Here is a 13,130-nt window from a genome sequence, read left to right as displayed (position 1 = left end):
TTTCCGGCACCTAACACCAGCGTGTTATATGGGTCTTATGGCGAATCCCGCGATCCTCACCGTTGATGATGATCCGGCGGTCTCCCGTGCGGTCTCCCGGGACCTGCGGCGCAGGTACGGCGACCGGTACCGGGTGGTCCGGGCTGATTCGGGGGACAACGCGCTGGACGCGCTCCGCGAGATCAAGCTCCGCGGCGAGCAGGTGGCAATCCTGCTCGCCGACTACCGCATGCCGCAGATGAACGGCATCCAGTTCCTGGAAGCCGCGATGGACCTGTTCCCGCTGGCCCGCCGGGTGCTGCTCACCGCGTACGCGGACACCGACGCGGCGATCGACGCGATCAACGTGGTGGACCTCGACCACTACCTGCTCAAGCCGTGGAACCCGCCGGAGGAGAAGCTCTACCCGGTGGTGGACTCGCTGCTGGAGTCCTGGCTGTCGGTCCCGGTGGCGCCGGTCACCGAGATCCGGGTGGTCGGGCACCGCTGGTCGGCGCCGTCCTTCGCGGTCCGCGACTTCCTGGCCCGCAACCTGGTGCCGTACCGGTGGCTGCTGGCCGACGACCCGGAGGGGCAGCGGCTGCTGTCGGCGGCGGGGCTAACCGCCGACGACGTGCCGCTGGTGGTCACCGCCGACGGCAAGTCGCTGGCCTGCCCGACCGAGACCGACCTGGCCGTCAACATCGGCATGAGCACCACGCCCACCGCCGACTTCTACGACCTGGTGGTGGTCGGCGCCGGCCCTGCCGGCCTCGGCGCGGCCGTGTACGGGGCCTCCGAGGGCCTGCGCACCGTGCTGGTCGAGCAGCGGGCCACCGGCGGCCAGGCGGGACAGAGCAGCAGGATCGAGAACTACCTCGGCTTCCCCGACGGCGTCTCCGGCGCCCAGCTGACCGAGCGGGCGCGGCGGCAGGCGCTCCGGTTCGGCGCCGAACTGCTGACCACCCGGGAGGCGGTCGGCCTGGAGGCCGGAGGCACCAGCCGGGTGCTCCGGTTCGCGGACGGCTCCACCATCGCCGCACACACCGTGGTGCTGGCCACCGGCGTCTCCTACCGCATGCTGGAGGCGCCCGGCCTGGCCGGGCTGACCGGGCGCGGCGTGTTCTACGGCTCGGCCACCACCGAGGCCCCGAGCTGCACCGACCAGGACGTCTACATCGTGGGCGGGGCCAACTCGGCGGGACAGGCGGCGGTGCACTTCTCCAGGTACGCCCGGCGGGTGTGCATGCTGGTGCGCGGGTCCGATCTGCGCAGGTCCATGTCGCAGTACCTGATCGAGCAGATCAGCCAGATCGGCAACATCGACGTCTGCCCGTACACCGAGGTGTGCGCGGCGGACGGGGACGACCATCTGCGGCAGCTCACCCTGCGGGACGCGCGGACCGGGGCGTACCGGGAGGTGCAGACCTCGTGGCTGTTCATCTTCATCGGGGCCGAGCCGCGGACGGCGTGGCTGGACGACGCGGTCGTCCGGGACCGGCTGGGGTTCGTGGTCACCGGGCCCGACCTGCTCACCGAGGGGCGGCGACCCCCCGGGTGGACGTTGCCGCGCGATCCGTACCATCTGGAGAGCAGCATGCCCGGCGTGTTCGCGGCCGGGGACGTACGGGCCGAGTCGGTCAAGCGGGTCGCCTCGGCGGTGGGTGAGGGTGCGATGGCGGTGTCGTTGATTCACCGGTATCTGGAGGCGTGATGAGCGGCAGGCTGACTCCGGAGGAGCTGCGGACCCTCTTCCTGTTCGAGGCGCTGCGGGACGACCAGCTGGCGCTGCTGGCCGAGCACGGTCGGGTGGTCGGGTATCCCGGCGGGTCCCAGGTGTACGGGGAGGGCGAGCCGGCCACCTGTTTCGTGGTCGTGCTGCACGGGACGGTGGCGCTGCGGCGGCGTATCCACGGCGACGACGTGGAGGTGTCCCGCACCGAGCAGCGCGGCGCCTACGGCGGGGCCACCCAGGCGTACCTGGGCGACCAGGTCGAGCAGGTGTACATGAACACGATGGCCGCGATCAGCGACGTCGAGGTGTTCGAGGTGCCCGCCGACCTGTTCGCCGTCTGGATCAGGGAATGGTTCCCGATGGCCATGCACCTGCTGGAGGGCCTGTTCTTCGGGATGCGCAACAGCCAGCGCATCGTCGGGGAGCGGGAGCGGCTGATCGCGCTCGGGTCACTGTCGGCCGGGCTCACCCACGAGCTGAACAATCCGGCCGCGGCGGCGGTGCGGGCGGCCGCGGTGCTGCGGGAGCGGGTGGCCGGGATGCGGTCCAAGCTGGCGATGATCGCCGACGGGCGGCTGGACGGGACGCGCCTGCACAAACTGGTGGAGCTGCAGGAGGCGGCGGTGAAGCGGGCGGCGTCGGCGCCGGAGCTGTCCCCGCTGGCCGTCTCGGACGCCGAGGACGAGCTCGCCGACTGGCTGGACGAGCGCGACGTCACGGGCGGCTGGGACATCGCGCCCACGCTGGTGGCCGGGGGGATCGACGCGGACTGGCTGGAGCAGGTGTCGGAGGCCATCGGGCCGGACAACCTGGAGCCCGCGGTGCGCTGGATGGGGTACACCATCGACACCGAGATGTTGATGGGGGAGATCGAGGACGCGGTCACCCGGATCTCGGAGCTGGTGGCGGCGGCCAAGCAGTACTCGCAGCTGGACCGGGCGCCGTACCGGACGGTGGACGTGCACGAGCTGCTGGACGCGACGCTCACCATGATGCGGGCCAAGATCCCCAAGGGGGTCCGGGTGGTGAAGGAGTACGACCGGGGGTTGCCGCCGATTCCCGCCTACGCCGCCGGGCTCAACCAGGTGTGGACCAACCTCATCGACAACGCGATCGGGGCGATGGGCGAGACGGGCACCCTGACGGTCCGTACCGAGGGGGCGGGCGACCGGCTGATGGTGGAGATCGCCGACACCGGCACGGGCATCCCCGAGGAGGTCCGGCCGCGGATCTTCGAACCCTTCTTCACCACCAAGCCGGTGGGGGAAGGAACCGGGCTCGGGCTGGACATCTCCTACCAGATCATCGTCAAGAAGCATCATGGCGATATCCGCGTCGAATCCGTGCCAGGTGACACCCGGTTCCGCGTGTTCCTTCCCCTCAACGACGTCACCGACCCCCGATGACCAGCACATCCTGCTCGGTCTCCGGCTCTCCCGGCTCTCCGATCTCCTCCGAAGGCTTTTCGGGCTCGGGACGGCGGCGGGTGAGCAGGCGCTGCGCCACGAAGGTCACCGCGCCGGCGCCCAGGGCCACCACCACCAGCAGGTACGCCGGAACGCCGGACGCGGGCTGCGCCGGGGCCGTCACGGGCTCCGCCGAACTCGCGGGCACATTCACCTGAGCGGCGGCCGTGCTGTCCCACGGGTAGCCCGGCGGCTTGATCTCGCCCCAGTAGTCCTTGACCTCGGGCCCGCCGCGCATCGTGTCGTCGCGTTCCGAGAGCACCAGGCCGCCCGGCACGGTCAGCGTCCCGATCTCGTACGGCGAGAACCACCCCTGGATGGCCTCCACCCGCCAGATTCCCGCCGGGAGCTTGACCGCGACCGCGTAGTGCGCGGGCTCGGCCAGCCGCGACCCGGTGAACTCCAGCATCGTGCCGTTCCCGTTGTTGAACCGCAGCCCGGTCTTGCCCAGTTCCTCCTCAGTCCCGCCGTACGGGTGGTTGCCGTGCTGGAGTAACCAGTACCCCACCGTGTACGCGTGGCCCGCCTCGATCCGCCCGGGCAGCGGATCGAGCTCGGTGGCCGCCCACCCCCCGGCGTTCGCGGGGACCGCCCCGGCCAGCAGGGCCACCACAACCAGGACAGCGACTAATACTCGCCTCATCTGCATACCTCCTGCCCTCCGTACACCGCCGAGCCCGGGCAGGTTCCCGGCACCTTGATCGAACATGTGTTTGATACGGTGGCGAGTATGGAGACCATGTTTCAGGGTTCGCTGCTCGACTGGGGGGACGAGCCGGGCCCCGGCCGGCTGGGCGACACCGTGCGGCGCACGCGGCTCGCGCAGGAGGCCTGGATCGACCTGCGGCCCGGCTGGATCAGCGGCGCCGACGCCCTCTTCGAACGCCTCCACGACACCGTGCCGTGGCGGGCCGAACGCCGCCACATGTACGACCAGATGGTGGACGTGCCGCGCCTGCTCTGCTTCTACGACGAGGACCAGGAGCTGCCCGACCCCGTCCTGGAGGAGGCGAAGGCCCTGCTCAACGCCCATTACGCGGACGAACTCGGCGAGCCGTTCCGTACCGCGGGGCTCTGCCTCTACCGGGACGGGCGGGACAGCGTGGCCTGGCACGGCGACCGGATCGGGCGGGGCAACACGGAGGACACCATGGTGGCGATCATCTCCATCGGCGCCCCGCGCGCCCTGCTGCTGCGCCCGCGCGAAGGCGGTCACGCGCTGCGGCACACCCTGGGCCACGGGGACCTGCTGGTGATGGGCGGGAGCTGCCAGCGGACCTGGGAGCACGCGGTGCCCAAGTCGGCGAGGGTGATCGGGCCGAGGATCAGCATCCAGTTCCGGCCGCGCGGAGTTCGCTAGCCGATTCCCGTACAAACGATCTCGCTACCTCTACGATGCTCGGACAACCGAGCCGAAGGTGAGGCACCATGCGGGAGAGCGAACAGGCGCCGGACGGCATCGACACCGGGGTGCCCAGCGTGGCCCGCATGTACGACTACTATCTGGGCGGCAACGACAACTTCGCGGTCGACCGGGAGGCCGCGGAGAAGATCATCGCCCTGATGCCCGCCGCCCGTGAGGCCGCCCGCGCCAACCGCGCCTTCCTCGGCCGGGCTGTACGTTTCATGGTCGCCCACGGCGTCCGGCAGTTCCTCGACATCGGGGCCGGCCTGCCCACCCGGGAGAACGTGCACGAGGTGGCCCTGGACGCGGCCCCGGACTCCCGGGTCGTGTACGTCGACAACGACCCCATCGTGCTGCTGCACGCCCGCGCCCTGCTGGTGGACGACCAGCGCGCCACCGTGGTCCAGGCCGACCTGCGGGAACCGGCCAAAATCATCGACAACCCCGAGGTGCGGGCCGCGATCGACTTCGATCGGCCGGTCGGGCTGCTGCTGCTGGCCATCCTGCACTTCGTCCCCGGCGACCGGGAGGCCCGCTCGATCATGGCCGCCCTCCGGGAACCGCTGGCGCCGGGGAGCATGCTGGCCCTGTCCCACGGGTACGCCAGCCCGTCCGACGCCGCGTCGGCCGTCGCCGGCAGCGCGGTCTACGCCAGGACCACCACCGGCGGGATCACCACCCGCTCCCCCGAGCAGATCGACGCCCTGATGGAGGGGTTCGACCCCGTCGACCCCGGGTTGGTGCCGGTGGAGTCGTGGCAGACCTCCGTCACGCCCGACTTCGGCAAGCCCGGGCTGCTGGGCGTGGTGGCCCGCCTGGGTCAGCCGGGGAACCGGATGTAGGGCGGCGGAACGGCGTCGGTCAGCCAGACGCCGTTGGCGCTGCGGGTGAAAACGTGCCCGGCGGCGTGCATCGCGGCGGTGTCCACCACCAGGACGATCGGCTTGCCGCGCCGCGCGCCGACCCGGGTGGCGGTCTCCAGGTCCGGGGACAGGTGCACGTGGTGGCGGCGCATCGGCCGCAGCCCCTCCGTCCGGATGGCGGGCAGCGCGGCGGCCACCGTGCCGTGGAAGAGCTCCGCGGGCGGTTCCACCGGCTCCAACCCCAGGTCGACCTGTACGGTGTGCCCCTGGTTGGCGCGGATCCGCCCGTCCTGGAGGACGAACCGCTGCTTGTCGTTGGTCGCCACCACCTCGGTGAGTTCGTCCGGGGTGATGGGGAAGCCGTGCGCCTTGGCGGCGGCCAGCAGGACCGGCACCGCCACCCAGCCCTGCGGGTCGAGCGTGATGCCGATCCGGTCCGGCTGGTGGCGCAGGTGTTTGGAGAGGTACTTCGAGATTCGTACCGTTCGTCGTTCGTCAGTCACCGGACCATGGTGGGCGAACGGCGTTGCCGTCGGCTATCGGATTCCTTTCAGGCGACCGTCCTCTGGTAGCGGGAGGTGCGGCGGGCCAGGCCGTGCTCGTCCAGGGTGCGGATGATCACGCGGAGCGCCCGGCGCAGGGGCATGTCGCCCAGGTGGCCGTACCCGAGGACCACGCCGTTGCGGCGCGGGCCGTCCGGGTGGCCGTACTCGGCCAGTTCGGTGGCCAGCAGGTCGCGGGCGCGCAGAGTGTGCACGATCTCCCGGGCCCGCACATCCGGTGGGAGCAGGAGGGTGGCCGGCGCGCCGTTGTCCGCGCCCAGCAGGGTGATCTCCGCGAAGCCTCCCAGGGTGGCCCGGACCAGCTGCCGCTTGGGCGCGTACAGGGTGGACAGCCGGTTCAGCCGCCGGTTCAGCGTTCCCGACCGGAGCAGTTCGGCGGCGGCCTGCTGGGCGATGGCCGACGGCTGCTCGTGCCCCGCCACGACGCGGTCGGCCATGGCGTACGCCAGGTCGCGGGGGGCCACCACGTAGGCCAGGCGCAGGGCCGGGGTGAACACCTCATCGAAGGTGCCGATCATCACGGTGGAGGCAGGGTCGCCGATGGCCATGATGCTGGGCAGCGGGCTCCCGCCGCTGCCGAACACCCCGTCGAACGCCGGTTCCACCACGATCCGGTCATGCTCGGCCGCCCAGGCCGCCACCTCCCTGCGGCGCTCCGGCGCGAGCCGTACGCCGAGGGGGTCGTTGCGCTCGGGCGTCACGACCAGCAGGTCGCAGTCGTCCGGGATCAGGCCGGGGTGGACGCCCTCCTCGTCCACCGGCACCGGGAGCACCGGGCCCTGCTGGGACAGCGCGGCCCTGGTCCGGGGCGCGGCCGGGTCCTCCAGGCCGATGACCGTCTTTTCGCCCATCGCCTGGACCAGCAGGCGGACCGCGTCCGGGTAGCCGTTGGCGACGATCACCTCGTGCCGGTCCAGGACCAGGCCGCGGGAGTCGCGCAGGTGCAGGGCGATGGCCTGGCGCAGCTCCGGCCGGCCGAGCGGGGGCGCTTCCTCCGCGTACGGCACGCTGTGGCTGGCCCGACGCCAGGCCGAACGCCATTCGGTGAGCGGGAAGCCCTGGGTGCCGGCCCGTCCGGGTGTCATGTCGATCCGGACGTGGTCCTCGTCGGGTTCGGCCCTGGCGACCGGAGGGAGGGTTGCGCGGGCCTGGGCGGAGACGTAGGTGCCGGAGCCCTTCCGGCCGGTGATGTGTCCCTCGGCGAGCAGGAGCTCGTAGGCGGTGACCACGACACCGCGGGAGACCTGCAGCACGTCGGCCATCGTGCGGGTGGACGGCATCCGCATACCGGGAGCGAACTGGCCGATGTCGATCGCCTTGCGGAGCTGTTCCGCGAGCTGCTCATGAAGCGATCTGGACGATGATCGTTCCAGTTCGATCGGCACGGACAGCCGTTGAGCGTTGCGCATTCTTCCCCCTGACGCGCGAAACGTGTTCAGCGGCAATCCTGGGAGCGAGCCGTGTGCGCCAGCGTGTGCCGGGACAGCGCCCTAATGGCGAGTGGGGGGTTGTTTGTGTTCTTGGGCTAGTTCGCGGATGACGTGTTCTGCCAGTTCGGCGGCTGCGACCACGCTGGCCAGATCGACATTGTCTGGAATGTCGGATTCGAGGTGATAATGGGTGATAAGTCGATTAGGGTCCAGCGAGACGATGGTGGCGACAGGGAATCCGTGCCGGCGGGGGACTTCACTGTCGGTGCTGTTTCGGGACCGTAATCCGCGGGTGAGTGATACGTCGATGTCCTGTGCGCACTTGGCGACGAAACTCCGGAAAGGCTCCGCGTAATCGCGCATCCTGACAGGACCTTCGCCTTCCAGGAGAGCCAGGTGCCCTGATCCGAGGCTTTCGAGATTGATGAAGCACGTGTCGGGGTCCAGGGTGGCGAAATGCCGCCGAGCGAAGGCGCGGATACCCTCCTGGAGGGCCTCCTCCGCTCCGGCGGAGACGAAGACGACCCGGAGCCCGGTGATCGGGGTTCGGTGCAGGGACTCGGCGACGCAGACCAGGGCCGCTACGCCGGAGAGGTTGTCGTTGGCTCCGGGGACGGCCGGGCGGCGGGCGATATCGATCAGCACCGCCAGGTTGGTCGCGGTCAGGACCAAGCCCGCCCGCCGCAGGCCCCGGCTGTCGCGCAGGGCACCGGCCGCGATCAGCGCTGGGCCCAGAATGACCGGCCACCAGATGGGCGGGTTGGTGTGCACCGCCGCGATGAGCCGGGGAAAACGACGGATGATCCAGCGCATCACACGTTGGTCGAAGATCACCCCCGAGGGGGCCGCGTCGTGGTGGGCGAGCACGACCACAGTACGTGCCGCCGATCGGTCGCCACCGGAGGCGACCACGTTGTGGGCGCGCCGATGGGGAATCACCGCCCGCCGGAACCACCGGGCGCCACCGGCGACATCGTCCGCGATCATCGCGGCCACGGCCGCCGCGGCGGCTCCGGCTACCCAGCGCACGGCCGGGCGTCTCCCCCAACGCCCGGACACGACACCGGCCGCCAGACCGGCCACGCAGAGCGCGCCGATCGGCAGCGCGTACGATGCCGTCGCGCGTTCACGTTCGACGGCGGAATCGCAGCCGAGGCCCCCGAGTCGTTCGGCGAGCGCTTCAGCGACCTGGTGTTCGCCTGGCGAGGTGGGCAGACGGGGAATATCCGCATAGGCCCGGATTACTTCGTCGGCGGTTTTCCGCCGCCAGTCATTTCGCGTGCGGTCCACCTGGCACCCCCGTCGCCTCCACCAGTCGCTGATCGTTTCGCCTGGCCAGATGTTCCTGGAACCGTACATGGCGGAACTGGTAAACCGCTCCGGCGCGCCGCAGCAGCCCACGCCGGTGTGTGTCGTCGAGGAAGTCCATGAATCGCCACGGCAGCCGGCCGCGGAGCGCCAGCCAGACTTTCGCCATCACGAATCGCCCCCATACCGAGGTGGCGATTCCCATGTGGTGGTCGGCCAGCGCGTACCCGACTCCGAAAATCAGGGCGGGGACGACGGCGGCCTCGAGGCCGTACGCGAAGGTGTAGGCGATGCCGGTGGTAACGGCCAGCGTGGTGCCGAGGGTCAGGCTGCGCGCCAGGGCCGCGAGCCGTTCGGCGCGCCGGGTCGAGCGCGGGCTCAGCGCGCGGGTGACATCGGTCGACACGTCCAGCCACATGTTCAGTCCGTCGATGAGCCCGAACGCGAGCCCGACGATGACGCCGACCAGCACGCCGAACCAGGAGGACGAGATCGCCCAGGCCGTCACCCCGATCCCGGCTCCGATGGTGAAGCCGATGGCGACGTGGCGCAGGAACGCCGCCACACCCCGCCGGGAGGCGAACTTGACCTCGCTGGGCACCGCCCGCGTCGTAATCGTGAAATATCCGTCAGCGAGGCCGACCGCCAAGCCAAGACCGACGCCCTCGGCCACCGCGACATACAGCCCGCCTGTCTGATAACTGAGGAATCCCTGGGTCAGGCCCGCGGCCAACGCCACCAACCGGCCCACGGCCAGCCCCAGCCGATGCTCCAGGGACGCCCGTTCGTCGATCCCCATCAGAGCCGCGAGGAATCCGCCGCGCGGTGCCCCCGAATCGGACCGGAACAGCGCGGCGACCGGTTTCCGCAGCAGCCCTTCGACGCTCCACCGTTCCAGCTGCGGATTGCCGCCCAGCACGAGCACGACGGCGGCGAAGACCAGGGCCGCGATCGGGCCGAAGATGAAGCCGACGACACACGCCCCGCCCGCGGCGGCCAGCGCGTGCACGGCGACCGGCGGAGCCGCCGTCTCCAACTGCCACCACGCGATCCCCAGACGGCCTCGCCCGCTGAGTTCACGGGCCAGGAACGTCAGCCAGTCCTGGACGTCCTCCGCCGGTGGATCGCGTCGTTCGTCCGGATAGGTGGCCCGGATCAGCTCACTCAGCAGGTGCTCCTCCACCCGTTCCACCGAATCGAACCGCGAACTCAGCAGCACCGCCGCGTCACCCGGCTGATCGCTGTAGATGGTGCGGGCCAGCGCGACCATGAGCGGTGACCGCAGTGTCGTCGCCACCGGACCGTTCGGGTTGGCGCGCATCTCGTCGAAAACCGGAGTCCAGCGTCGTATGCGCGGCCCCGCCGTGGCCGCCCTGAGATACTCCTCCACCATGTCCCCGGTCAGCGGCTGAAGCATGACCGCCGCCCCGCCGGTGACGACATCGCCTCTGGTGACGGTGGTGTAGTACTCGTTCAGCCGGCTGGTCACAATGACCGGACGGTCCCGCCCCAGCCAGTCGTTGATGTCGATGATCGCCCGTGGCCGAGCGGGCTCGGCGAGTTCGTCCAGGCCGTCCAGAACGGGAAGGATCATGTTGTCGCGGAGGAGCCCGCGCGCGATCTCCCGGGCGTCCCGCTGCAACGGCGATACCAGCTGATAGCCCTCCGCGAGTTGCTTGACCAGCCACTCGGGGAAGGTGGCGGTGTCGGGATTCCAGGTATTCAGCGGGAAGAGAACCGGCACCGGCTGGCCTGGTTCCCAGCGTTCCAGCAGATCCAGCAGGAGCGTGAGCGCGAGAACCGACTTTCCCGAACCCAGCGGCCCGAGAATCACCAGTCGCCTGCTCGGGAGGCTCTCGAAGAAGTCCGCCACCCGCGTCAGGTCGCCCTCAAGCGGCACCTCCAGCCGCTCGATCGACGTTCCCCTGCCGCGGGGGCGGGGCAGCGCGTACGTCGGGTCGGTCAGCTCCTCTTCCTTCAGCCAGCTGACGTTCAGCGGCCAGGGATCGTCCAGCCGCCGGAGCCCCGCCTCCGTCTCCCACTGTTCCCGCACCGCCTCGGCGAGCTGCTCGGCCACGTTCCCCAGCCAGCCGGACTCGCGGTTCCGCCGCGTGCTCCTCCCCCGTTTGCCGGCCGCCCGCGCGGTGAAACGCTCCACCTGCCCGGCGAGCACCCCACCGACGGCGGTCAGCACCCCCAGGATGGCCGCCCACGTTCCCGACTGATCTTTGTTCACAAAGAAGATCAGGACGGAGAGAATAAGGACGGCTCCCCACACGAGAACGAAGATGGTGAGGAAAAGCCCACTGCGGCGCCGCCGGACCTTCTGGCCCATGCCTACCCCTTGGCTTGATCTCCGCAAATCCCCAGACAATGCAATCAGCCCACCATCGCCCGCCACAAGCTACATTCCTAGCTAATTGACAAATGGCACCACCCAACACCGGGATATCCCTAAATATCGCGCGGTGGAGTAATGCCGAGCTGTCCCCAGGCAAAGTGGGGTCGTCGTGCCGGCCGCGCTGTCGCAGCTGCACACCTCGCGGTACGGGTACGAGCTGCGCCAGTCGCTGTCGGAGAGCGGCATGCCGATCGAGGAGGGCACCCTCTATCCCCTGCTGCGGCGGCTGGAGGCACAGGGCGTGCTGACCAACGAGTGGCGCACCGACGGGGGTGCGCCGCGCCGTTACTACGTGCTCAGCGAGGGCGGCCGGGAGCTGTACGAGCGGCTCACCGGGGCCTGGCGTGGTCTGAATGACACCATGGATCTTCTGCTGAAGGGCGGGGAGGAACGCCCGGCCGACGAGAGGGCCAAGGCCGCCATCGTGCTGATCATCCTGGGCGCCCTGCTGGACGCCGGCCTGAAGCTACGCCATAAGATCCAGCGGACCGGCATGTTCACGACCACCGTGGGATGAACCGGGCCTGCCGCACTGGTGGAACATTCGGACGTCTCAGCGGCCGGCCTCCCGGCGGTTGCGGCTGACGAGGCCGACCCAGGCCACCAGGACGATCCCCACCGCGAAGGCGATGCCACCGGCCACGAACAGCAGATCGATCGGGCTCTCACTCTCCACTGTGGCGTCGGTCGCCGCCGCCCTGTCCAGTCCGGAGGTGCTCCCGGTCGTGTCCCCCGACGGGCCGGGCGCCGCCTCGGGCGCGGTGGCGACGTCCTGTGCGACGACGTTCGCCGTTTTGGTCGCCTTGGCGGGCTTGGTGGCGGTCACGGTGACCTTCCACTCGCCGGTCGGCAGCGGCTCGGCGGCGTTGTAGAGGTTCTGGCCCTCGGGTGCGGACATCAGCTGGACGGGGCCGAAGGTGCGGCCGTCGGTGGCGGTCGCGACCAGCGTCGCCGCGACGACGTCTGTAACCGGGTTGCCGTCCTTCTTCCAGGTGACCAGCACGTTGACGTTGTGGTCGCCGTCGCCGACCACCTCCAGCTTGATCGGCTTCTCGTCGGCGGAGGCCGCCGGCGCGCCGAGCAGCAGCACGAGCCCGGCCAGCACGAAGGTGACGGCATATCTCAGTGCCTTGTTCATGAATCGTCATTCCCTTCGGGCCACGGCAGTGCCCAGTCAGCAGAAGGTGTCTTCTGTCTCGTCATCGGGCGTCCGGGACGTGTACCAGACACGTCCCGGACAGCCGGTGGCGTCCCGCCCCTCCCGGGTCAGGACTGGTTGAACAGCGAGAGCGTCAGGGTCGAGTGGTACTCACCCGCGGCCACGTCGACCGGGGTCCGCAGGGCGAGGTCGGCGTTGACCTGGTGGGTGCCGATCTCGTCAGCCGAGTTGGCGGTGGAGATCAGCAGTTCCTGGCCCTGCAGACCGACGGCGGGGGCACCGGTGCCGTCGGAGACGACGCTGGAGACCGGCTCACCGGCCGCCACCGCGCCGGTGGAGGAACCGGACAGCAGGTGCGGAGCCCAGCCCAGGTACTCCGGGCCGATGGTCTTGGCCGGGTCGCCGGTCGCGGTGAACTGGCTGGACTGGCCGACGACCGCCCAGAAGTCACCGGCGGGGATCTCGTCCGGGAGGCGGGTGTCGGTCACGGTGACCGTCGGCAAGGTGCCGGTGAACTGGCGGGCGGCGGCGTCCGAACCGTTCTCCGTCAGGGTCACCCCGTTGTTGTCGGCCACGGTCATCGACACCTCACCCGGAACACGGATGGGCGCGATGTTGACCGAGATGTCGATGCCGTCGCTGGGCGGGTCGTCGGCCGCCATCGCGGGAGCGGCCATACCGGCCAGCGCCAGGCTCAGCACCGATACGGCCAGTATCTGGGTGGTTCTTCTCATGCGTGTACTCCATGTATGGGGGGCGGGGCCGTCCGGCCCCGATTTGCTGAGAGGTGGGGGGGGGGGGCCCGGGCGCCGGACGCCCGG

At 70.2% G+C, this 13,130-nt stretch carries 12 protein-coding genes; 5 read left to right on the top strand and 7 right to left on the bottom strand.

Annotation, left to right across the window (positions count from 1 at the left end; translation table 11 throughout):
- Window positions 1-37 precede the first annotated feature (37 nt).
- The gene (locus KIP79_RS12450) at window positions 38-1,693 is read left to right on the top strand and encodes an NAD(P)/FAD-dependent oxidoreductase (RefSeq protein ID WP_214104918.1); all 1,656 of its coding nucleotides are present in this window, start codon (window positions 38-40) and stop codon (window positions 1,691-1,693) included.
- Window positions 1,693-3,120, top strand: coding sequence for an ATP-binding protein (locus KIP79_RS12445; RefSeq protein ID WP_214104917.1), 1,428 nt, complete (start codon window positions 1,693-1,695; stop codon window positions 3,118-3,120). The genes KIP79_RS12450 and KIP79_RS12445 overlap by 1 nt, the downstream gene beginning before the upstream one ends.
- On the opposite strand, the gene KIP79_RS12440 is transcribed toward KIP79_RS12445, so the two are convergent.
- Window positions 3,104-3,823, bottom strand: coding sequence for a hypothetical protein (locus KIP79_RS12440; RefSeq protein WP_214104916.1), 720 nt, complete (start codon window positions 3,821-3,823; stop codon window positions 3,104-3,106). The two genes, KIP79_RS12445 and KIP79_RS12440, sit on opposite strands and share 17 nt — an antisense overlap.
- Window positions 3,824-3,910: 87 nt before the next feature.
- On the opposite strand from KIP79_RS12440, the gene KIP79_RS12435 reads away from it, so the two are divergent.
- Both KIP79_RS12435 and KIP79_RS12430 read left to right on the top strand, forming a co-directional pair.
- Complete coding sequence (locus KIP79_RS12435; protein WP_250213135.1) at window positions 3,911-4,540, top strand: alpha-ketoglutarate-dependent dioxygenase AlkB; 630 nt, start codon at window positions 3,911-3,913, stop codon at window positions 4,538-4,540.
- A gap of 68 nt (window positions 4,541-4,608) precedes the next feature.
- Window positions 4,609-5,427, top strand: a complete 819-nt coding sequence (locus tag KIP79_RS12430) for an SAM-dependent methyltransferase (protein ID WP_214104915.1) — start codon at window positions 4,609-4,611, stop codon at window positions 5,425-5,427.
- Here KIP79_RS12430 and KIP79_RS12425 read toward each other — a convergent pair.
- The 4 genes from KIP79_RS12425 to KIP79_RS12410 form a co-directional block, all read right to left on the bottom strand.
- A complete protein-coding gene (locus KIP79_RS12425) occupies window positions 5,406-5,951 on the bottom strand; it encodes an RNA 2'-phosphotransferase (protein ID WP_214104914.1) in 546 nt (181 codons plus the stop codon). The genes KIP79_RS12430 and KIP79_RS12425 overlap by 22 nt on opposite strands.
- 47 nt (window positions 5,952-5,998) lie before the next feature.
- Window positions 5,999-7,420 carry an aminotransferase-like domain-containing protein gene (locus KIP79_RS12420; RefSeq protein WP_214104913.1) on the bottom strand — a complete coding sequence of 474 codons (1,422 nt, stop codon included), beginning with the start codon at window positions 7,418-7,420 and terminating at the stop codon, window positions 5,999-6,001.
- Window positions 7,421-7,501: 81 nt separating this feature from the next.
- The gene (locus KIP79_RS49405; RefSeq protein WP_214104912.1) at window positions 7,502-8,731 is read right to left on the bottom strand and encodes a M28 family metallopeptidase; all 1,230 of its coding nucleotides are present in this window, start codon (window positions 8,729-8,731) and stop codon (window positions 7,502-7,504) included.
- Entirely contained in the window at window positions 8,712-11,084 is a 2,373-nt protein-coding gene (locus tag KIP79_RS12410; RefSeq protein ID WP_214104911.1) for an NACHT domain-containing protein, read from the bottom strand. Before KIP79_RS12410 ends, KIP79_RS49405 begins: the two co-directional genes overlap by 20 nt.
- 175 nt (window positions 11,085-11,259) lie before the next feature.
- Between KIP79_RS12410 and KIP79_RS12405 the strand changes: the two genes are divergently transcribed.
- Window positions 11,260-11,667: a PadR family transcriptional regulator gene (locus KIP79_RS12405; protein WP_214104910.1), complete on the top strand. Its 408-nt coding sequence runs from the start codon at window positions 11,260-11,262 to the stop codon at window positions 11,665-11,667.
- Window positions 11,668-11,703: 36 nt separating this feature from the next.
- Here KIP79_RS12405 and KIP79_RS12400 read toward each other — a convergent pair whose 3' ends face one another.
- Together KIP79_RS12400 and KIP79_RS12395 are read right to left on the bottom strand one after the other, a co-directional pair.
- Complete coding sequence (locus tag KIP79_RS12400) at window positions 11,704-12,288, bottom strand: hypothetical protein (protein WP_214104909.1); 585 nt, start codon at window positions 12,286-12,288, stop codon at window positions 11,704-11,706.
- 128 nt (window positions 12,289-12,416) lie between these two features.
- On the bottom strand, window positions 12,417-13,043 hold the full coding sequence (locus KIP79_RS12395) for a hypothetical protein (protein WP_214104908.1): 627 nt from the start codon (window positions 13,041-13,043) through the stop codon (window positions 12,417-12,419).
- Window positions 13,044-13,130 lie beyond the last annotated feature (87 nt).

This window comes from Acrocarpospora catenulata (assembly GCF_018476525.1).
Taxonomy (GTDB): domain Bacteria; phylum Actinomycetota; class Actinomycetes; order Streptosporangiales; family Streptosporangiaceae; genus Acrocarpospora; species Acrocarpospora catenulata.
The sequence above is the reverse complement of the archived record's forward strand: the minus strand, read 5'-3'. Positions and strand labels throughout refer to the sequence as shown.